The 20,205-nt window shown below is 44.6% G+C and carries 15 protein-coding genes and 1 riboswitch; of the genes, 2 read left to right on the top strand and 13 right to left on the bottom strand.

Annotated elements, in window-relative coordinates; all coding sequences use genetic code 11:
- Positions 1 to 175: 175 nt before the first annotated feature.
- Together H2R00_RS00405 and H2R00_RS00400 are read right to left on the bottom strand one after the other, a co-directional pair.
- Complete coding sequence (locus H2R00_RS00405) at positions 176 to 2,749, bottom strand: FtsX-like permease family protein (protein ID WP_182070263.1); 2,574 nt, start codon at positions 2,747 to 2,749, stop codon at positions 176 to 178.
- Positions 2,746 to 3,495 carry an ABC transporter ATP-binding protein gene (locus H2R00_RS00400; RefSeq protein WP_154997584.1) on the bottom strand — a complete coding sequence of 250 codons (750 nt, stop codon included), beginning with the start codon at positions 3,493 to 3,495 and terminating at the stop codon, positions 2,746 to 2,748. Before H2R00_RS00400 ends, H2R00_RS00405 begins: the two co-directional genes overlap by 4 nt.
- Positions 3,496 to 3,659: 164 nt before the next feature.
- On the opposite strand from H2R00_RS00400, the gene H2R00_RS00395 reads away from it, so the two are divergent.
- Positions 3,660 to 4,334 (top strand): response regulator transcription factor, encoded by a 675-nt coding sequence (locus H2R00_RS00395; protein ID WP_182070262.1) that lies wholly within the window; start codon positions 3,660 to 3,662, stop codon positions 4,332 to 4,334.
- 2 nt (positions 4,335 to 4,336) lie between these two features.
- The gene (locus tag H2R00_RS00390; protein WP_182070261.1) at positions 4,337 to 5,758 is read left to right on the top strand and encodes a sensor histidine kinase; all 1,422 of its coding nucleotides are present in this window, start codon (positions 4,337 to 4,339) and stop codon (positions 5,756 to 5,758) included.
- A gap of 562 nt (positions 5,759 to 6,320) precedes the next feature.
- Here the strand turns inward: H2R00_RS00390 and H2R00_RS00385 are convergent.
- The 11 genes from H2R00_RS00385 to polX form a co-directional block, all read right to left on the bottom strand.
- Entirely contained in the window at positions 6,321 to 7,553 is a 1,233-nt protein-coding gene (locus H2R00_RS00385; RefSeq protein ID WP_154997590.1) for an aspartate kinase, read from the bottom strand.
- Between the two features lie 148 nt (positions 7,554 to 7,701).
- A riboswitch (Lysine riboswitch) is annotated at positions 7,702 to 7,881 on the bottom strand.
- A 64-nt stretch (positions 7,882 to 7,945) separates the two neighbouring features.
- On the bottom strand, positions 7,946 to 9,718 hold the full coding sequence (gene uvrC / locus H2R00_RS00380; RefSeq protein ID WP_154997592.1) for an excinuclease ABC subunit UvrC: 1,773 nt from the start codon (positions 9,716 to 9,718) through the stop codon (positions 7,946 to 7,948).
- 145 nt (positions 9,719 to 9,863) lie between these two features.
- Positions 9,864 to 10,178: a thioredoxin gene (gene trxA, locus H2R00_RS00375; RefSeq protein WP_182070260.1), complete on the bottom strand. Its 315-nt coding sequence runs from the start codon at positions 10,176 to 10,178 to the stop codon at positions 9,864 to 9,866.
- A gap of 211 nt (positions 10,179 to 10,389) precedes the next feature.
- Positions 10,390 to 11,367, bottom strand: coding sequence for an electron transfer flavoprotein subunit alpha/FixB family protein (locus tag H2R00_RS00370; protein ID WP_154997594.1), 978 nt, complete (start codon positions 11,365 to 11,367; stop codon positions 10,390 to 10,392).
- A 49-nt stretch (positions 11,368 to 11,416) separates the two neighbouring features.
- Positions 11,417 to 12,190: an electron transfer flavoprotein subunit beta/FixA family protein gene (locus H2R00_RS00365; protein ID WP_182070259.1), complete on the bottom strand. Its 774-nt coding sequence runs from the start codon at positions 12,188 to 12,190 to the stop codon at positions 11,417 to 11,419.
- Positions 12,191 to 12,221: 31 nt separating this feature from the next.
- Positions 12,222 to 12,998: an enoyl-CoA hydratase gene (locus tag H2R00_RS00360; protein ID WP_182070258.1), complete on the bottom strand. Its 777-nt coding sequence runs from the start codon at positions 12,996 to 12,998 to the stop codon at positions 12,222 to 12,224.
- Between the two features lie 2 nt (positions 12,999 to 13,000).
- Complete coding sequence (locus tag H2R00_RS00355; RefSeq protein WP_154997600.1) at positions 13,001 to 13,603, bottom strand: fatty acid metabolism transcriptional regulator FadR; 603 nt, start codon at positions 13,601 to 13,603, stop codon at positions 13,001 to 13,003.
- Positions 13,604 to 13,744: 141 nt separating this feature from the next.
- Positions 13,745 to 15,424, bottom strand: a complete 1,680-nt coding sequence (locus tag H2R00_RS00350) for an AMP-binding protein (RefSeq protein WP_182070257.1) — start codon at positions 15,422 to 15,424, stop codon at positions 13,745 to 13,747.
- 207 nt (positions 15,425 to 15,631) lie between these two features.
- Positions 15,632 to 16,036 carry a DUF350 domain-containing protein gene (locus tag H2R00_RS00345; RefSeq protein ID WP_026579111.1) on the bottom strand — a complete coding sequence of 135 codons (405 nt, stop codon included), beginning with the start codon at positions 16,034 to 16,036 and terminating at the stop codon, positions 15,632 to 15,634.
- 18 nt (positions 16,037 to 16,054) lie between these two features.
- Positions 16,055 to 18,412: an endonuclease MutS2 gene (locus H2R00_RS00340; protein WP_182070256.1), complete on the bottom strand. Its 2,358-nt coding sequence runs from the start codon at positions 18,410 to 18,412 to the stop codon at positions 16,055 to 16,057.
- A 16-nt stretch (positions 18,413 to 18,428) separates the two neighbouring features.
- Positions 18,429 to 20,144: a DNA polymerase/3'-5' exonuclease PolX gene (polX, locus tag H2R00_RS00335; protein ID WP_182070255.1), complete on the bottom strand. Its 1,716-nt coding sequence runs from the start codon at positions 20,142 to 20,144 to the stop codon at positions 18,429 to 18,431.
- Positions 20,145 to 20,205: the final 61 nt, after the last annotated feature.

Here is a 20,205-nt window from a genome sequence, read left to right as displayed (position 1 = left end):
GCTCGAAAGGCTGCTGTTGATTTTCAGCAGCCTTTTTACAATAAAACTCAAATGAACACACACTCTTAAACCTTCTGCTGAGAATATCGGCAAATCACACATCCACTGCTTCATTCTTCCGGCACTATTTTTATCGTCAATAATCACTTAAGTTAGAAACGGTTATGCTTAAAAATTAATCTTCAAACACCGATCTTACTAAGTTACTTTTTGAAAGCCACAATGCAGAAGGAAGGGCAGATAGAATACCCAGTAATGGACTTATTAATAATATGATGAAAATTATCACATAAGGTATTTCGAGGTTCTTTACATCTAAAGCTGATAATAGATTATACCCCAGTATAACGCTTGAAATTAAACCCATTATACAACCAGCTAATGAAATAACAATTCCTTCATATAAAGCGAGTCGAACGATTTGCCATGGCTTTCCACCTATGGCTCTCATCATCGCAAACTCTTTTTTACTTTCCCTTAAATTGCTTGCCATACTATTCATTAAGCCAACAAGTGCAATTAAGGTGATGATTAACACGCTGCTTCCCAATAATACAATACGCTGTTTGTACTGTTGATAAAATTTATCCATCTCTTCTTTTCTATCATACAAAATAGCATCTTGATATTGGGGATTTTCCATCAGTTTCTCAATTTTGGCCTTTATATGGCCTTTTTCACTTTGATCCTTAATATTAAAAAATATTTGTTCTGTTTTTTGAAGATGAAACAACCCTTTTAACGTAGTCTCATTAGTAAAGAATCTTAAATCTTCATCAGGTAAAATAGGCACTTCGTCAACGACACCGACAATGCGTAATGTAAATGGCTTCTTGCCAGAAACTTCACTTAATTCATCTGGTTCCAATGTGACTGTATCTCCGACTCGAAACCCGATGTCCTCAGAGAATTGTTTCGTAATCACGGCCTCATCATCTTTAAGGTGATCAATTCGGCCTTTTACAATTTCAAAAGGAGCAGTGTTGCGTACTTTTTCCAAATCCAGGCCGCCCACACTCGTTAAAATTTCTTTTTTTCCGTTTACGGTCATAAATTGCCCGTTCCAGTTTGAATCTACTTTTTTTATATCTAAATCCAAAGTATGTGTTAATATACTTGTTTGAACCGGGATTGTTTCAACTCCGTTCATATGATCAATTTGTTTTATAATTGAAGAAGAGAAACCTGGCTCATACGAGGCTTCGGTAGCCTGTATGACATAATCAAGCGGATATTGTTTTGATATTGTTTTTTCTGTTTGACTGACAACAGCTTGCAAAATCATATATCCAACGAATCCAACAATGACTGCTAACGTTAATACCCTAGCAATTTGCTGACTTCTTCTCATTCTTTTCAGAGCATTTCTTCCGGCAATCATGCTTTCCATTTGATAAAACGGCCTTAAGAGAAAAGTTAGTGCCGTTACAATGATCCTCAATACTGTAGGAGTCATCACAAACATAATGAGTACAAATGATACCCCTAACAGAATACTGAAGCTGCCGCTTCCTCCGCTTTTATGCACTGCAAATGTCATAGCTGCCAGCAATAGCAAAATCATGAACAGGCCGATAATGGTTGCTTTTGATTCCGCTTTACTTTTATTGATTTTTTGGCTGTATGCAGCGATAGGAGAAAGCCTGCTAGTCGATAAAGCTGGTATTGTTGCTGCTAAGACAGTCAAAAGAATGCTTCCAAAAAACGAAATGATTATACTTTTTGCCGGGATTGATATTGATTGGATGGAATAGCCTATAAATTGTTCAGCAATATTGGACAGGGCATAACATAGTACAGTACCTGTAACCGTTCCCACTAATGCAGCCATAGTCCCTATCAGAAAAGCTTCCCAGATGACCATATAAAACAATTGGGCAGGCTTTCCGCCTAAAAGTCTTAATGTTGCTAATTCTTTTTGTCTTTCTTGAACCGACATTTGCAAAGTGCTGACTACGATTAATAGGCTTCCTAACAAGACTGTAATTGATAAACCGTTGACAATCGGTTTTAACCCGCCCAGTTGTTCTTTCTCTGTCGTCATCGCCTTGCGTTGATCAATGGATATGTCTTCAAAATGGTCCTTTAAATCTTCTATTACTTTTTGTTTATCAGCTGATTGATTTAATTTCACCATGACTGCCGTTGCTTTATTTTCATTATGGGTTTGCGCTGCGAGCCAATCATAATCAAAAATGACGATATTATTTAATTGCTCGCTTTCATTTAAAATACCAGATACTCTTACCTTTACATTGTCCCCTGGAGGAAAAGGAAAACTAATTTCGGAATCAACATCCAAGCCCTTAGCTTTTGCATATCGAGCAGGGATTACCACTTCCTGAGCTCTCGGAAATCCACCTTTACCGATGGAAACCAACGGGTGCTCCATAGCCAATTGGTGATGTTTAAAGCCTATATAAACAGGCTGAGATGCAACAGCAGCCAGCATATCTTTGCTTGCATACGGAAATAACATCGGGGTTATTTGATCTACATCTGGAAATCCCTCTATTGTTTGCAAATCTTTCGCACTCAATTTTTTGGTTGATCCGTTATAACCTGAAACCAAATCAAAATCTCCGTATTTTTCCAACACTGTTTTTTCGTTTGATTGTTCTAAAGTTGTCATCATGATTTGCGAAATAATCAGCAGCATAACCCCAAGACTAATACCGATCACAGCAAATATAGACCTGGCTCTTCTTGCTTTCAAAAATCGCCAAGCCAATTGAGCAGTTAAATTCATGCGTATACATCCTCTAATCTTTTAGTAATATGGCTTAAATTTACTTTAGGAGTCGCAGTGAGCTGAATATCTCCCGCCAATTCCCCGTCCTTCATAAATACAATCCGATGTGCATGTGAAGCCACATTTGCATCATGCGTCACCATGATAAGCGATTGTTTTTTCGTATCGCAAAAGTGGCGGAGAATTGTCAAAATGGCATCACCAGTTTTTGTATCAAGACTTCCGGTTGGTTCATCTGCTAATACGATACTGGGTTCCATAATAAGCGCTCTTGCAATTGCAACCCGCTGCTGCTGTCCCCCTGACATCTGGGACGGATAAGAAGAAGCGAGTCTTCCAATCCCTAATAATTGCAGCAAATCATTTGCCTTTTTATTTACCGATTTATCTTTCTTTCCAGCTAGGAGTATAGGAAGCGTTACATTCTCCTCTGCTGTAAGCACAGGAATCAAATTAAACAACTGAAAAATAAAACCGATATTATTTCTTCTGAGTTGTGTAATTTGGGACTCATTACACTGAGATAAATGAATACCGTCTAGTGTGACTTCTCCTGAAGTTGGTTTATCTAGCCCTGACAGCATATTTAATAACGTAGACTTTCCAGAACCACTAGGACCCATAATAGCTGTAAATTCACCTTTTTTTATATCCAAATCAATATTTCTTAATGCAAAAAATTGATGTACTCCCTCTCCATATGACTTTGATAACTTTTTGGTTTGCAGGACTGAAGCTCTCATGTTTTTCACCTCTTTTTATAGTTCAGTTTCATTTTAAATAGCTAAACTCAATAGGGCGTTAATAAAATATCAATAAAATATCAAGATTTATTCACACATATTCCGCAATTACCAAAAAAACGTCATAATGTTATTCAGAAGCAAAACAGAAAGGAATGGCGATAATGAAAGAAACCATATTAGTCGTCGATGATGATGCAGAAATTATTGAACTGATGAAAGACTTTCTGGAGATCGAGAATTACAATGTTCTAACAGCATTTAATGGAGAACAAGCACTCTCCATTGTCAACAAACAAGAGGTCGACTGTATCTTACTGGATGTAATGATGCCGGGGGAATCAGGCTTTTCGATATGCAAGAAGCTGAGAGACATAAAGGATGTCCCTATCTTATTTTTAAGCGCCAAAGAGGATCCAACCGATAAAATCAGGGGATTAAGTGTCGGGGGTGATGATTATATTGTAAAAACGGCAACACCAGGTGAGATTGTAGCCAGAATCAAAGCAGTGAGACGGCGCTCCGGACAGCAAAAACCCGGACACTCATTCAACGGCCTTACAATTGATTACTTATCCCGAGAAGTACATATACACGGAAGAAAAGTTTCCCTCACCTCAAAGGAATTTGACTTATTATCTCTACTTAGCAGACATCCCCATCAAGTATTTACACACGATCAAATTATCCAATTTATATGGGGAGAGCATTATAGTGATCCGCATACAGTAAGGGTATTCGTCGCGAGAATCAGGGAAAAAATTGAAGAAATCCCCTCTCGGCCGCGCTGGATCCTAACTGTCTGGGGTGTCGGATACAAATTTGTGGAGGGGGCATAAACATGTTAAAGGGGCACAAAAAAAGACTGGCAATAAAAAAATGGCTGTTTCTCTTCATTATTGCATTTATTTTGCTCCCCATTCTTACTACAAAAATGGCCGTCCATTTTTATAATGAATCAAAAACAAATTCTATTGAAATAGAAGATATAATGCCTTGGCTGGAACAAAACATTCTGAATCAGCCGGAAAATTGGAACAAAAAAGAGTGGCAAAAACAAATACATCATAAAACTGATGAGCTTTATATAGGGATACGCTTGCTGAACAAAGATCAAAAAGTCTTATTTTCAACAATAGAAAAACCAGATAATCATCAGATTACAAAAATAGAGCAAACAGCAGATTACTCAGTTGGGAATACAAACTATCTTCTTGAAGAATATTATGTATATCAGAATAAAAAACTCGCAGGCATTTTATATGTTCAAGATAAAAGGCCTGCACTCCATGCTTTCAATGGTTCAGAAAACAGTTTTCTAGAACAGTATGGAGGCTTATTCATCGCATTATTTGTTTTCCTGATGCTTTTGGCGACAGCTGCATGGTTTATGAATAAACAAGTATTAATCCCGTTGACTGCACTGGAGAAAACATCACAGCTCATTTCAAAACAGGATTTCAATTTTTCTCTTCCTTCTTCACGTGTTACAGAAATTCATGAAGTATCAAACGGATTTAAGTCCATGCAGCTGCAGCTAAAGAAATCATTAGCCAAACAACAATCACTTGAAAACGAAAGAAAACTGTTTATTGCTTCTATCGTGCATGATTTACGGACACCAATATTTACAATCCGGGGATATCTAGAAATCATAGAAAAGCAATTACACCAAGCCCCTGAAAAAGTAAAGAAATACATTGCGACATGCAGAAATAAAGCGGATATGCTGAATCATTTAGTGTCAGACCTATTCTCATACACGAAGCTAGAACTTTACAAAGAAAAACCAAGTGTAGAGTTTGTAAACCTAAACCGCTTACTTGACGATTACCTGAACGATTACTCAGCAATATTAGAAGAAAAGGGAATTCATCTCATAAAATCAATTCCTGAAGGTGATACATATGTTTATGCAGATCCCGAGCTTTTTTCCAGAGCTTTTTACAACATAATAGACAATGCCATAAGATTTTCTTTTAAAAACAGCGACATCTACGTTTCACTGTTCGAAGAGAAAAAATACGCTGTCATTGCCATTCGGGATAAAGGAAAGGGGCTGCACGAGTCCGAGTTAGACCAGATATTTACGCCGCTTTACAGAGGAGAAACCTCTCGCAATCGAAAAACAGGAGGAGCCGGATTGGGCTTAGCCATAAGCAAGGAGATTTTAGAAGTACATGGAGGTAAAATTACTGCAGAAAACCATAACAAACAAGGTGCCGTTTTTAAATTATATTTGCCATTACCTAATGGATCATGATTAAGCATCATACTTTTTTTGATCGCTTGTTTTAGATGATATAGAAAAAGCAATAAAGAAATCGCTCATCATACAATAAAAGCACATAGCCTGAATATGAAAAAAGGACCCATACATCAAGTAGAAACCAAAACAGCCAACCAATAGCTGAAAAGTAACATTTTATTTTTCGGCCTATTATTTATATCAAAAAGGAATAAAATTTGGCCTCTGGCTGATTCGGTATTACAAACATCGCAACCGTATTGGGCTCTGTTTAATCAAATTTATTTCGCACAAAGTGTCATAGGCGGGGACCGCGGATATATTTTACGAAGAAAAAGGATGCAGCATCGTAAAATCGCTCTGTGTTATTATCAATCGTCTCCCGACTACTAAAGCCATTCCACAACAAACAATGGATAAAAGCTTATCAGAGCGGAAAACAGCGATATGATTGAGCTCCCTAAGGAAGAATATTCATCTTCATTTTCGCGGATTTCCCGCCTTATTCGACTTTGCATTAGCCCTTACTAACTCTGATTACATACCATTCTCCTCCTGCTAGCAAATTGCAGGATGTTTAATTCGCAGCTATGCTTATTTTCGACAGTTCAAAAGCATCATGCAGCGCTTCAACGGCTTTCACCATATCGCCTTCGTTGACGACAGTCGAAACTTTGATTTCGGATGTGCTGACCATTTTGACCTGGATGTTTTTTTCCGCCAGCACAGCGAACATTTCCGCTGCTACCCCCGGGTTGGAGATCATGCCTGAACCGACGATCGACACTTTGGCAAGCCTGTTTTCCGTTTCAATCTGTTCATAGTCGAGCGCGTCTTTGTATTCTTCGAGAACTTCGACCGTCCGTTTTAAGTCTTCTGTTTTCACGGAGAAAGAAATCGACGTTTTGCTTGTGCTTGTCACCGATTGAATGATGATGTCAACGTTGATGTTCTGTTTGGCGAGCGTTGTAAAAATCGTTGACAGCGTCGTCAAGCCGCTCGCCAGGCCGCATACAGTCACGCGTGTGATCTGATCTTCAAATGCAATGCCTCTTACGATTAAATTCTGTTCCATTGATGATTCCTCCTCGATTAATGTGCCGGCTTCTTTTTCGGTGCTTGAACGGACTTCCAAAGGCACCTGATAGTTTTTCGCAAATTCAACAGCTCTCGGATGAAGGACGCCTGCTCCGAGATTGGCAAGCTCAAGCATTTCATCGTAAGAGATTCCGGCCAGCTTCCGCGCTGTTTTCACATAGCGGGGATCGGTTGTGAAAACCCCCGGTACATCGGTGTAAATGTCGCATTTATCGGCTTTCAGGGCAGCTGCGAGGGCAACGGCTGTCGTATCTGATCCGCCTCTGCCGAGCGTTGTGATTTCACCTTCCGCTGTGATGCCCTGGAATCCGGCGACAACGGCGATTTTCCCTTCATTCAGGCGCTCTTTCAGCTTGCCTGTATTAATGTTCGTAATCCTTGCGTTACCGTGAATATTTTCGGTTTCGATGCCGGCCTGCCAGCCTGTATAGGAAACCGCATCATACCCTTTGTTCTGCAAAGCCATTGTCAACAGCGAAATTGTCACCTGTTCTCCTGTTGTCAGCAGCATATCCATTTCCCTGCTGCTCGGCTGTTCGGTAATTTCCTTAGCAAGCGCGACGAGGGAGTCCGTCGATTTGCCCATCGCCGAAACGACGACGACAACATCATGACCGCGCTGTTTTTCCTCGATGACGCGGTTTGCGACATTCAATATTTTTTCCACTGACCCTACGGAAGTTCCGCCAAATTTTTGGACGATGAGACCCATCAAATACCACCCTTTTTGTTTTCGTTCGTGCTTGTTTATGTATGAAGAGGAAAGCTTGACCAGCGGGCTGTACGGTTTTTTCATACAAAAAAAGCAATGAGAGAATTCCCTCATTGCTTTAACCAACAAAAATGCCGATGATCTTAAACAACGAGATAGCCCTCCAAGAAATGAATTCTTGACAGCCTTACATTTATTCAATGTAAAGCCAGCAGGAAAAATGAATGGATTTTTCCCCGCTTCGGCGACGCTCCCCTTTCAGCTTTCTTCATCGGAATCCATCTTCCTCATCAAGCCTACTCTTGAAGTTCGCACCTCTATCTTCACCATATCACACGATCTTATTATGAAATTAGTACAAATTCTATCAGATTCTTTTTAAAAGTTCAACATTATTTTTTTAAAGCCTCTTCAATCAGCTGCGCCGTTTTCAGGGGAATGCCGAGTTTGCGGATATCTTCGGCGCTCGCTTCCTTCATTTTCTTAACGGAACCGAAATGTTTTAACAGCAGTTTTTTCCGCTGTTCGCCGACGCCCGGTATGCCGTCGAGCACCGATTGAAATGCGCTTTTTCCCCTGAGCTGCCTGTGGAAGCTGATCGCAAACCTGTGCACTTCGTCCTGAATGCGCTGAAGCAGGTAAAATTCCTGGCTGTTCCGCTCAAGCTGGACGATCTCAAGGGGATCACCGATCAAAAGGTTGGATGTTCTGTGTTTATCGTCTTTCACCAGACCGGCAACAGGGACATCGAGACCCAATTCATTTTCCAGAACGTCAAGGGCAGCAGACACCTGCCCCTTTCCGCCGTCGATCAAAATTAAATCAGGCAACGGCAGATTTTCTTTCAGCACCCTTGTATATCTTCTTCTGATGACTTCGCGCATTGATCCGTAGTCGTCAGGACCTTCAACTGTCTTGATTTTATATTTGCGGTACTCTTTTTTATGCGGTTTTCCGTCGAGAAATACAACCATGGCCGAAACAGGGTCCGTTCCTTGAATATTTGAATTATCAAACGCTTCAATTCTGTACGGCGTGTAGATGCCCAGCGCTTTGCCAAGCTTTTCAATCGCGCCGATCGTCCGCTCTTCGTCCCGTTCGATGAGCGAAAACTTCTCTTTCAAAGCGAGCTTTGCATTTTTATGGGCAAGGAGCAGCAGATCTTTCTTCGCTCCTCTTTTCGGCTGGCGCACGTGCACGTCCAAAAGCTCCTCAATCATGTCCTTATCGACGCTGTCAGGCACCAAAATTTCCTTCGGAAGAAAATGGTTGTTTTTTGAGTAAAATTGCCCGATGAACGTCAAAAACTCCTCATCTGCTTCCCTGTATAGAGGAAACATGCTGACATCCCTTTCAATCAATTTACCTTGCCTGATGAAGAAGACCTGGACGCACATCCAGCCCTTGTCATACGAATAGGCAAATACATCGCGGTCAACCATGTCGTTCAGCATCATTTTCTGTTTTTCCATCGTTGACTCGATATGGGCAATTTGATCGCGGAATTCTTTCGCCCGTTCAAACTGCAGGTTTTCCGAGGCTTCAAGCATTTTTGCTTCAAGTTCTTTCTTGACTTCATTGTATCCGCCCTTTAAAAAGCGGGTAATTTCTTCTGTGAGCTGTCTGTTTGTCTCCTCAGACACATCATATACGCATGGCGCCAGACATTGTCCGAGATGATAGTACAAACAGACGCGGTCCGGCAGTTTGGCGCACTTTCTGAGCGGATAGAGGCGGTCCAGCAGCTTTTTTGTTTCCCTTGCAGCCTGGACATTGGGGTACGGTCCGAAATAGCGGCCTTTGTCTTTTTTGACCTTCCTTGTGACAATCAGCTTCGGATGCCGCTCATTCGTGATTTTAATGAACGGGTAGCTTTTATCATCTTTCAGCATCACATTATATTTCGGGTCGTACTTTTTGATTAAATTCATTTCAAGAATGAGCGCTTCGATGTTCGAGGATGTGACAATGTATTCGAAGTCTTCAATTTCACTGACAAGACGCTGTGTTTTGGCATCATGGGAACCGCTGAAATAGGAGCGGACCCTGTTTTTTAAGATTTTCGCTTTCCCGACGTAGATGACGGTATCCTGCCTGTCTTTCATTAAGTAGCAGCCAGGCTGATCCGGGAGAAGGGCCAGCTTTTCTTTGATTTTTTTGTTCATCAAAAATCCTTCCTTGTTTCGGCGTTTTTCCTTAATTTTAGTTTACCATGACCGACCGTACGTTCGCCACAATTGGAGAAGGAAGATGGCGGTTTGTAAGAAAAAAGCGATCCCTTTGGAATCGCCTTTTTCACAGGTTTCTATTTTACAAATGTTTGTTGACCAATTCTTCAAGCGCTTCTTTCGGTTTAAAGCCGACAGATGTTTCGACCACTTCGCCGTCTTTTAGTACGAGGAGAGTCGGGATGCTCATCACGCCGTATTTGCCGGCAGTTTCTTGGTTTTCGTCAACATCGATTTTTACGATTTTCAGTTTGTCTCCCATTTCTTGATCAAGCTCTTCAAGTACGGGCGCGATCATTTTACAAGGTCCGCACCAAGGAGCCCAGAAGTCGGCGAGAACTACGCCTTCACTTGTTTCAGTTGAGAATGTTTGATCAGTTGCTTTTACGATAGCCATTCTTTCATTCCTCCAATTGTGAAATTATGCTTTTTAGTATAGCATCTCCCTTTGGTTCACGCTAACATAATGCTTGATTATACGTTTCCCTATCTGCACAGTTTTACACATCGGGATTTTAGCCTTTCTGAAAATGTCCATATCCCATGTTATTTTGCAGAAGACGGAAATGTGCCTATGTAAAAAGCCGGCCATTCAGGCCGGCTTTTGATCAAGTGCTGACGCTCAGCTTTTTAAATTCCTCCGTGAGCAGCGGAACGATTTCAAATAAGTCGCCGACGATCCCGTAGTCGGCAATTTTAAAGATATCAGCTTCCGGATCTTTGTTGATGGCAACGATGATTTTGCTGTTTGACATCCCTGCGAGGTGCTGAATCGCTCCGGAAATGCCGCAGGCGATATATAAGTCAGGTGTCACGACTTTGCCGGTCTGGCCGATTTGAAGCGAATAGTCGCAGTAGTCTGCGTCACAGGCTCCCCTAGAAGCGCCGACCGCGCCACCCAATACGTCGGCAAGCTCCTGCAGCGGTTTAAAGCCTTCCTCGCTTTTGACGCCGCGACCTCCTGCTACAATAATTTTCGCTTCAGACAAATCGACGCCTTCGGACGTTTTTTTGACAATGTCCTTGATGACCGTTCTGATGTCCCGAATATCTGCTTCGATGCTTTCAACCGCTCCTGTCCGCGTCTCATCTTTGTCAAGCGGGGCGATATTATTCGGTCTGATCGTTGCAAAAATCGTTTCATCTTCGGAAATGATCCGCTCAAACGCTTTGCCTGAGTAAATCGGCCTTGTAAACACGATGTTGCCGCCGGCCACTTCGACGTCGACGGCATCCGATATCAGCCCTGTTCCCATACGGGCTGCAAGCTTCGGCGACAAGTCTTTTCCCATTGACGTATGGCCGAAAATCATCACGTCCGGATTCTCGCGTTCAATGATTGGCAAAAAGGCTTGAACATAGCCGTCAGACGTATAGTTTTTCAAGAGCGGGTTTTCGGCTGTAAGCACTCTGTCAGCGCCGTAATGGATCAGTTCTGCCGCATGACTTGAAACGCTTTCACCGAAGAGAACGCCGATTACCTCTCCCCCTTGGGCAACCGTTTTTCCTGCGGCTATCGCTTCGAATGTCACATTTCTCAACGAACCGTCCCTGAACTCTCCCAATACGATAACTTTTTTGCTCATGTCCATTTCCCCCTGTATTTTAATGACCGTGTTTTTTCTCCCTTCGGCTTCAAACGACCTTTGCTTCGCTTCTCAGCAGTGATACAAGGTCTGCCGCCTGCTGCTCCGGTTCCCCTTCAAGGATTTTCCCGGCTTCTTTTTTCGGAGGCAGGAATCGTTCGATCGTTTTTGTTTTGGCGGCCACGTCTTCCTCGTCGATATCCAGATCATCAAGCTCGAGCTCCTCGAGAGGCTTTTTCTTCGCCTTCATGATTCCTGGAAGAGACGGATAACGCGGCTCATTCAACCCCTGCTGTGCAGTCGCTACGATTGGAAGCGACGTCTGGATCACTTCAAGATCGCCCTCGGCGTCGCGTTCCGCTTCAACATCTGCGCCGTTTACCGTCAGCTTTGTAATCGTCGTAATACAAGGAATGCCGAGCAGCTCTGCCAAACGAGGCGCCACCTGTCCCGATCCCCCATCGATCGCCACGTTCCCGCCGAGTATAATGTCGTACTCGCGGTCTTTCAAATAGTTGTAAAGGATGGCTGAAGCCGTATATTGGTCCGCTTCTTCCAGGTCGTCTTCAATGTTGATCAGAACGGCTTTGTCGCACCCCATCGCCAGAGCCGTCCTGAGCTCTTTTTCAGCTTCTTCCTCGCCGACTGTGACGACCGTAATTTCACCGCCGTGCTTCTCCTTCAGCTGAAGCGCTTCTTCAATGGCGTACTCATCGTACGGATTGATGATGAATTCAGCTCCGTCCGTGTTGATTTCCCCTTGTTCAATCTGAATTTTCTCCTCTGTATCAAACGTGCGCTTCATTAAGACATAAATGTTCATGTTCTATTCATCCCCTTTGTTTTCACGTTTGTTATTTCCCTTTAAAATGCGGCTTCCGCTTTTCAAGAAATGCCTGAATCCCTTCCTTCGCATCCTCGGATTGGAACACTTCGCCGAAGTATTTCCCTTCTAGCTTGAGGCCGCCTTCATACGAATACACTTTGCTCGAATTCAGGAGTTCAATGACATAAGCCATCGTCTGCGGACTTTTTTCAGCGAATTTTTGCGCGAGCTCTTGTGCCTTTTGCAGCACTTCTTCTTCATTCGCCGCCAAAATCGTGACAAGGCCGTATTCAAAAGCTTCCTTGCCGGATATCGGCTCAGATGTCCCGATCATTTCAAGCGCTTTGGCGGTGCCCACATACTTCGGAAGTCGCTGCGTTCCCGCAAAGCCGGGAATGATTCCGAGATTCAGTTCTGGAAGGCCGAGCTTAGCGCTTTCCTCGGCAATCCGGATGTGGCATGCCATCGCAAGCTCCAGGCCGCCTCCAAGAGCAGCCCCGTGAATTGCGGCGATCACCGGTTTTGGAAAAGATTCTACCTTTTCGAAAATCTGCTGGCCTTTATCAGCCAAATTTGCATAATCAGACCCGTCCATCAATGATGTAAACTCTTTAATGTCAGCGCCTGCCGAGAAAAATCTTCCTTCTCCGTGAATCACGACGCTTCTGACATCCTGACGTTCTGAAAGTTCATCAAGGCATGCGGAAAGATCTTCAAGCACTTGCGTCGATAGCGCATTTGCCGGCGGGTGCTGAATCGTAATGATCGCGACATGGGCGTCTACGGTGTATGATAATGCTGCCATTTTTATTCCTCCTCCTTCGTCTTCTGGCTGCTGAACCCGTGGATCAGCAATTCATGAATGTTGTCTGCCAGGTTTGGCAGATCGTATTTTTGATCATTCATCACCCAGGTTGTAACCGTCTCATCCACCGTACCGAAAATCATCTGCTTCGCCAGGCGGACGTCAAGCGTGCTCTTAAATTCTCCCGCTTCTTTTCCTTCGGTGATGATGTCTTCCAGGATCGTTAAGTACCCTTTGAGAATCTCATTGATTTTCAGCCTCAGCTCAAGATTCGACTGCCTCAGCTCAAGCTGGGTGACAATCGCGAGGTGGCGATCGCTGCTGAGCAGTTCAAAGTGCTTTTTGATGAACAGCGAAAGCTTTTCTGTCGCCGAATTTTTCGCTTTCATTTCTTCGTTCATCTGCTCGATAAACTGTCCCATTTTCTCTTTGAATAATGAGATGAGAATGTCTTCTTTGTTTTTAAAATAAAGATAAATGGTGCCGTCCGCCACTCCGGCCTGCTTGGCGATTTTTGAAACCTGTGCCTGATGGTATCCGTTTTCTGCAATCACAATGACAGCTGCGTCGATAATCTGCATATACTTTGGTCTCTTTTGTTTCAATTGGCTTCGTCCCTTTCAAATTAATGAATGAATACTCATTCATGAGTTAATCGTAAATAAAAATGGACGGTTTGTCAAGAAGCTAAACTCAAATCGCATCACAAAAGCATGCCGTCAAAATCGACGGCAGACTTCGCTTTTTCAGACGCCGGTCTTTTCTTCTTGAACGAGCGCTCTTCTTAAAATCTTTCCGACTGCCGTTTTCGGAAGTTCGTCCCTGAACTCGTATACTTTCGGCACTTTATAAGGAGCCAGACGCGATCTGGCATATTCGTCCAATTCCTTCTCTGTTATTGTAACATGATCTTTCAGCACAACAAAAGCCTTAACCGTTTCTCCTCTGTATTCGTCAGGGATGCCGGCAACGACCGCCTCCTGAACGGCTTCATGCTCGTAGAGCACCTCTTCGATTTCGCGCGGGTAGATGTTGTATCCCCCGGCAATGATCACGTCTTTTTTGCGGTCGACGATATAAAAGAAGCCGTCTTTATCCATGTAGCCGATGTCTCCGGTAAAAAACCAGCCGTCCCTTAGACTCTGAGCTGTTTCTTCATCATTGTTCCAGTAGCCTTTCATCACCTGCGGTCCTTTGACGGCGATTTCTCCATGCTCATAAGGCCCGAGAAAACCGCCGGTTTCTTCCGAATAGATCGCCGCGTCTGTACCAGGCCAAGGACACCCGATACTGCCCGCTTTATTCAAATCCCAAATAAAATTGGCGTGGGTGACGGGCGAGGTTTCAGACATTCCGTAACCTTCGACAAGCCTTCCGCCCGTCACCTTTTCAAACTGCTGTTTGACTTCAACAGGAAGCGCCGCTGATCCGCTCAAACAGCTCTTAATTGACGACAGATCGTATTGGTGAAGGTCAGGATGGTTCAACAGGGCGATATAAATCGTCGGTGCCCCCGGAAATATCGTCGGCTTTTCTTTATCGATCGTTTTCAGCGCAGAGCGCGCGTCAAATCTCGGCAGCAGGATCATTTCATACCCCTGCCTGATCGTGAAATTCAAGACGGCCGTCATTCCGTAGACGTGAAAAAACGGAACGATCCCCAGCACCTTCTCCTCCCCTTTATTCAATTGATAAAACCAGGCGGCGCACATCTCCATGTTGGCTAGTATGTTGCGGTGGCTGAGCATGACGCCTTTTGGCGTGCCTGTCGTGCCTCCGGTATACTGCAGGACGGCAATGTCGTGGGCTGGATCGATTTCAATATCCGGCGGACCGCTTGGAACGGGGCGTTTCATGATGGTGCGGAAAAGGTGGGTCGTCTCATTTTCATTGATCTCAACCGACATTTGATTCTCTTTTTTTTGAACAATCGGGTACAGCAGATTTTTAGGGAAAGGCAGGTAATCTTTTATGCTTGTCGCAATGATGTGCCCGACATTTGTTAGCGCTTTCATTTTATATGCCGCCGGGTACAGCATGTCGAGCGTAATGATGATGGTTGCCCCGCTGTCATGAAGCAGATGTTCGAGCTCCCTTTCCGTATACAGCGGATTTGTCTGAACGACGATGCCGCCGGAGAAAAGTACGCCGTAATACGCGATAACCGCCTGCGGGCAGTTCGGCAGCATGATCGAGACTCTGTCTCCTTTTTGAATGCCGAGTGACAGCAGGTAATCTGCCATTTTTAAAGCGTCCTCGTAAACTTGCCGGTACGAACGTTTTTTTCCGAGAAAATGAATCGCTGTTTTTTCAGAAAACTGTTGGGCGGATTGTTGCAGGATGGAATGGAGTGTTTGGTCTTCAAATTGCAGTTCGTGAGGAATTTGTTCAGGATAATGACGCAGCCACGGTTTTTCAGTCGGCATAAGATCCCCCCTTTTAAACAATATATTCTTGATTTCAGTATATCAAAACAATATTCAGAAAGTAATGATATTTTTTCATTTTTAAAAAGGCGCCCTTTTCAGGACACCTTTTTTAAGCATAAAAGATCATATAAATCAGGCCGATAACCACAAATACCCCAGCTGTAAAAAACAGGACTTTCGCTAATTTCTCCATGTTGATCCCCTTTAGATACCCGAAGCCACGACAAATGACAGGCCGACTGAAATGACGAATGAAATGAAGCCGACTGCGCGGTTGTCGTTTTCAATCTCCTTGTCAATTTTAAAGCGCGGCGTCAGAAATTCAAAAATGAAGTAGCCGATCAAAAGCAGGATAAAACCGAACAGCCCCCACCCCATCATTTGCAGCAGGGAATTATGCTGGCTGATCGATTTTTGCAGCACGTTGGCGATGCCTAAAATTTTTCCGCCTGTTGCCATCGCAACCGCCATGTTTCCTTTTTGAATCTCCTCCCAATTTTTATACGTGGTGACGAGTTCAAACACAGATAAAAATATCACAAGACACAAAACGGAAACGCTGTAGTACGCGGCGATTTCCACAAGGTCGTTCTCCCAAAACTCTTTCATCCTTTTAGACTCCCTTTTTTATTTTAATTCGACAATCGTGACGCCTGATCCTCCCTCTCCCGCTTCGCCGAACCGGGAGTTTTTCACATTGCGGTGGGATTTCAATAGGTCCTGGACGCCTTTTCGGAGGGCGCCGGTACCTTTGCCGTGGATGATCGAGACTCTCGGATAGCCCGCAAGCACCGCATCATCCAAGTATTTTTCAACCCGGTGAAGCGCATTTTCATACCGCTCTCCCCTAAGATCGAGTTCGAGCGAGACGTGATAATCTTTCCCTTTGACGGCGGCGATCGTTTTTTGTTTTTCGGGTTCAGGTGCCGATTTCAGGAATTCCAGATCCTTTTCCTTGACCTTCATTTTCAGGATGCCGATTTGAACATTCCATTCGGCCGCACCCGTTTTTTCGAGCAGCGTCCCTTTTTGGCCAAAGGTTAAAACCTTGACTTCATCGCCCGGTTTTAATTCGCGCTTGTCCGTTTTTTTCTGAGCCGGCTTTTTCGCTTTTTCAAACGAAGGCACAGCTTCTTCAAGGCGCTTTTTCGCCTCGATCAGCTCATGGTCTTTAAATGCTTTATGGTCTTCTTTGATCATGCGGAGCGACTGGATGATCTCGTCTGCTTCTTTCATCGCTGCTTTGACTTTTTCAGCCGCTTTTTGCTCCGCTTCTTCGTAGAGCTTGTCTTTTTTCTCCTGCCATTCGCTGATCTGCTGTTGCAGGTCGCGGTGAAGGGCTTCAGCCTCCGCGCGGATGGCTTCGGTCTCGTTCAGCTCCGCTTCGGCGCGCTTTTTGCTGTCTTCCAGCGATGCGATCATCGTATCAACTTCATTGTGTTCGGCCGTCATCTCCGCTTTTGCGCGGCCGATCAGGTAATCAGGCAGCCCGAGGCGCTTCGAAATTTCGAACGCATTGCTTCGGCCGGGCACTCCGATTAAGAGCTTGTAGGTTGGTGATAGTGTATCGATATCAAATTCGACGCTTGCATTAATGACATTTTCGCGATTGTAGCCGTATGCCTTCAGCTCCGGATAATGAGTCGTGGCAATGACGCGTGCGCCTGTCTGGCACACTTCGTCAAGGATGCTGATCGCAAGGGCCGCACCTTCCTGCGGGTCTGTCCCGGCGCCGAGCTCGTCAAAAAGCACAAGGCTGTTTTCCGTCATGTCTTTCAAAATTTCGACGATGTTGACCATATGTGACGAGAACGTACTTAAGCTTTGTTCGATTGACTGTTCATCGCCGATATCGGCAAATACTTGATCAAATATGGCGGTCTCTGATCCTTCTTCAGCCGGTACGTGCAATCCCGACTGCGCCATAATGGTCAAAAGCCCGAGCGTTTTAAGCGTCACCGTTTTACCGCCCGTGTTCGGGCCCGTGATGACAATTGTCGTATACTCTCCGCCGAGCTCAATATCATTCGGAACGACCTCATCCAGGGGCAAAAGCGGGTGGCGAGCTTGAATCAGGCGGACATAACCGTCAGCGTTGACAGCCGGTTTAACCGCTTTTGTCGCTTTTGCGTATTTTGCTTTTGCAAAAATAAAGTCCAGCGTCTGGAGCACTTTGACATCGTGAAAGAGTTCATTTGTGTGCTCTGCCGTCTTTTCTGTCAGGACGCGCAAGATCCGTTCAATCTCCTGTTTTTCGTTTACTTTTGCTTGGCGAAGCGCATTGTTCATATCAACAATCGCCTGAGGCTCGATAAACAATGTCGCACCGGAAGACGACTGATCGTGCACGATTCCTCCGTAGCTTGATCTGTACTCCTGTTTGACAGGGATGACGAAGCGGTCGTTTCGTATCGTGATGATCGTATCCGACAGCATTTTTTGCGCAGATGAAGAACGCAGCATCGATTCCAGCCGGTCTCTGATTCTTGATTCAAGCGTCCGCAGCTGAGTCCTGATTCCCCTTAACGTCTCAGATGCATGGTCAAGCACTTCTCCATGGTCATCGATGCACGAATTGATGTCTCTTTCCAATTCGGAAAGCGGAATGAGCTTTTCTGCATATTGGTGAAGACAAAGGATCTCAACCCCGTCTTCGAACAGGCCTTCGAGAAAGTGCTTCATCTGTTTTGCTGCGTAAAGCAGACCCGATATTTCAGTCAATTCCGCCAGGCTTAAAATGCTGCCGATTTCTGCTCTTCTTAACGCTTTTCTAATGTCCGTAAGGCCGCCGAAAGGGGCGCTTCCTTTTAAGCGCAGGACGGTTCCTGCTTCATCGACTTCTTCCTGCAGCTTTTTGACTTCTTCGAGCGAACGGGAAGGTTTGAGTTCCAAAAGCATTTCCTTCCCCAAAGAAGATGCCGCATGCTCTGTGAGCTGTTCTTTTACTTTATGAAATTCAAGTGCTGATAGCGCTTTTTGCTGCAACGTCCATTAAACCTCCTTAAGATCGATGGCGCGACAAAAATGCCTGGACTTCTTCAAAGGAGCGGGTATTTAATACATTGGCCTTTGGCGTCCATCCTTTTCTCGCTGCCGTAATGCCCGTTTTCATATCATCAAGCATCGCTGTGTTGTGTGCATCCGTATTAATAACGAGTGTCACTCCGGCAGCATTCGCTTTCATCAAGTGTTCCATCCTGAGATCGAGCCGCGCTGGATTTGCGTTCAGCTCCAATGCTGTATTCGTTTTTTTCGCAAGCTCGATCAGCTGGTCAATATCGACTTCATAACCCGCTCTTCTTCCGATCAGACGGCCGGTCGGATGAGCGATAATGTCAACGTGCTGATTCATCAGCGCGGTTTCAAGCCGCTTCATGATCACGTGCTGCGGCTGTGAAAAGCTTGAATGGATGGAAGCAATGACAAGGTCCATTTCCGCCAGCAGCTCATCGTCATAATCAAGTGTTCCGTCAGGGAGGATGTCCATTTCCACGCCTTTAAAAATATGAAAATCGGTAAATTCCTTATTCAGTTCATCAATTTCCTTTGCCTGCATGCGCAGGCGCTCTGGCGTCAAACCGCCTGCGACTTTCAAATATTGGGAATGGTCTGTGATCGCCATATAGCGATACCCTTTTGCCATGCATGCTTCCGCCATTTCCCTGATCGAAAAAGCACCGTCGCTCCAAGCCGAGTGCATATGAAGATCTCCTTGAATATCCTCGGCGGAAACGAGCCCGATGTCGTCGCTGTAGTCCTCGACTTCTCTTCCCGTCTCCCGCAGTTCGGGCGGAATAAACGGAAGCCCGAAATGGGCGAAAAATTCTTTTTCGCTTGAAAAGGTTTTAATTTCTCCTGTTTCAACGGTTTCGACGCCGTATTCACTTATTCTTTCGCCTTTTTCTTTGGCTAGCTGGCGCATTTTGATATTGTGGTCTTTTGATCCGGTAAAATGATGAAGCGTCGTTGGGAACTGTTCCTCTGTCACCAGCCGGAAATCCGCACTGATTTCGTATTCAAACGCAAATGTGAGAGACACTTTCGTATCTCCTGCGGCAATGACCTCCTTGATGTTCGAAAGCTTTAAGAGCCCTTCCCGGACAAGTTCCGGATCAGTGACAGCCATAATGTAATCGAGGTCTTTCACCGTTTCTTTGGCGCGGCGCAAGCTTCCGGCCCGCGAAAACTTGATGAGACCCGCGAGCCCTTCAAGCTGCTCTTCGATGATGTCAGCGACGGCCAAAGCAACCGCGATCGGGTACCGTTCAGGGCGTTTCCCCGCTTCACCCAAAGCCTGCAGGATTTTTTCTTCCGTTTTTTTGCCGAATCCGGCAAGCCCCTGAACCTTTTGCTGTTCGCAGGCCTCTTTTAAAGATGCCGCATCACAGACGCCGAGCTCCTGATACAGCTTGGCGATTTTTTTGCCGCCGAGACCCGGCAACTTCAAAAGCGGGACAAGTCCTTCCGGAACCTCTTCCTTTAATCGTTCCAGCGTTCCGGATGCTCCCGTGTCCATATATTCCTTGATGACAGCATATGTGCCTTTGCCGATCCCGGACAGGGACATCATATCATCGATTTCCGAGAGGCTTCTGTCGTCTTGTTCAAGAGCTGCCGCAGCCTTTCTGAAAGCGGAGATTTTAAACGGGTTGTCTCCTTTTAGTTCCATATATATCGCAATCGTTTCAAGTAATTTGATAATATCTTTTTTATGCATGTTGTTCACCTCTTGTTTCCCCTCGTTCATCCTGCTTCAATCATACAAATTTTTGGCTGTT

Source organism: Bacillus haynesii (assembly GCF_014042035.1).
Lineage (GTDB): Bacteria > Bacillota > Bacilli > Bacillales > Bacillaceae > Bacillus > Bacillus haynesii.
This window is presented reverse-complemented; position numbering and strand designations above follow the sequence as displayed.

Excerpts from the sequence above, each read along its gene's own strand:
- H2R00_RS00405 (WP_182070263.1), bottom strand. The coding sequence starts at position 2,749 with ATGAATTTAACTGCTCAATTGGCTTGGCGATTTTTGAAAGCAAGAAGA.
- H2R00_RS00400 (WP_154997584.1), bottom strand. The coding sequence starts at position 3,495 with ATGAGAGCTTCAGTCCTGCAAACCAAAAAGTTATCAAAGTCATATGGA.
- H2R00_RS00395 (WP_182070262.1), top strand. The coding sequence starts at position 3,660 with ATGAAAGAAACCATATTAGTCGTCGATGATGATGCAGAAATTATTGAA.
- H2R00_RS00390 (WP_182070261.1), top strand. The coding sequence starts at position 4,337 with ATGTTAAAGGGGCACAAAAAAAGACTGGCAATAAAAAAATGGCTGTTT.
- H2R00_RS00385 (WP_154997590.1), bottom strand. The coding sequence starts at position 7,553 with ATGGGTCTCATCGTCCAAAAATTTGGCGGAACTTCCGTAGGGTCAGTG.
- uvrC (WP_154997592.1), bottom strand. The coding sequence starts at position 9,718 with ATGAACAAAAAAATCAAAGAAAAGCTGGCCCTTCTCCCGGATCAGCCT.
- trxA (WP_182070260.1), bottom strand. The coding sequence starts at position 10,178 with ATGGCTATCGTAAAAGCAACTGATCAAACATTCTCAACTGAAACAAGT.
- H2R00_RS00370 (WP_154997594.1), bottom strand. The coding sequence starts at position 11,367 with ATGAGCAAAAAAGTTATCGTATTGGGAGAGTTCAGGGACGGTTCGTTG.
- H2R00_RS00365 (WP_182070259.1), bottom strand. The coding sequence starts at position 12,190 with ATGAACATTTATGTCTTAATGAAGCGCACGTTTGATACAGAGGAGAAA.
- H2R00_RS00360 (WP_182070258.1), bottom strand. The coding sequence starts at position 12,998 with ATGGCAGCATTATCATACACCGTAGACGCCCATGTCGCGATCATTACG.
- H2R00_RS00350 (WP_182070257.1), bottom strand. The coding sequence starts at position 15,424 with ATGCCGACTGAAAAACCGTGGCTGCGTCATTATCCTGAACAAATTCCT.
- H2R00_RS00345 (WP_026579111.1), bottom strand. The coding sequence starts at position 16,036 with ATGAAAGAGTTTTGGGAGAACGACCTTGTGGAAATCGCCGCGTACTAC.
- polX (WP_182070255.1), bottom strand. The coding sequence starts at position 20,144 with ATGCATAAAAAAGATATTATCAAATTACTTGAAACGATTGCGATATAT.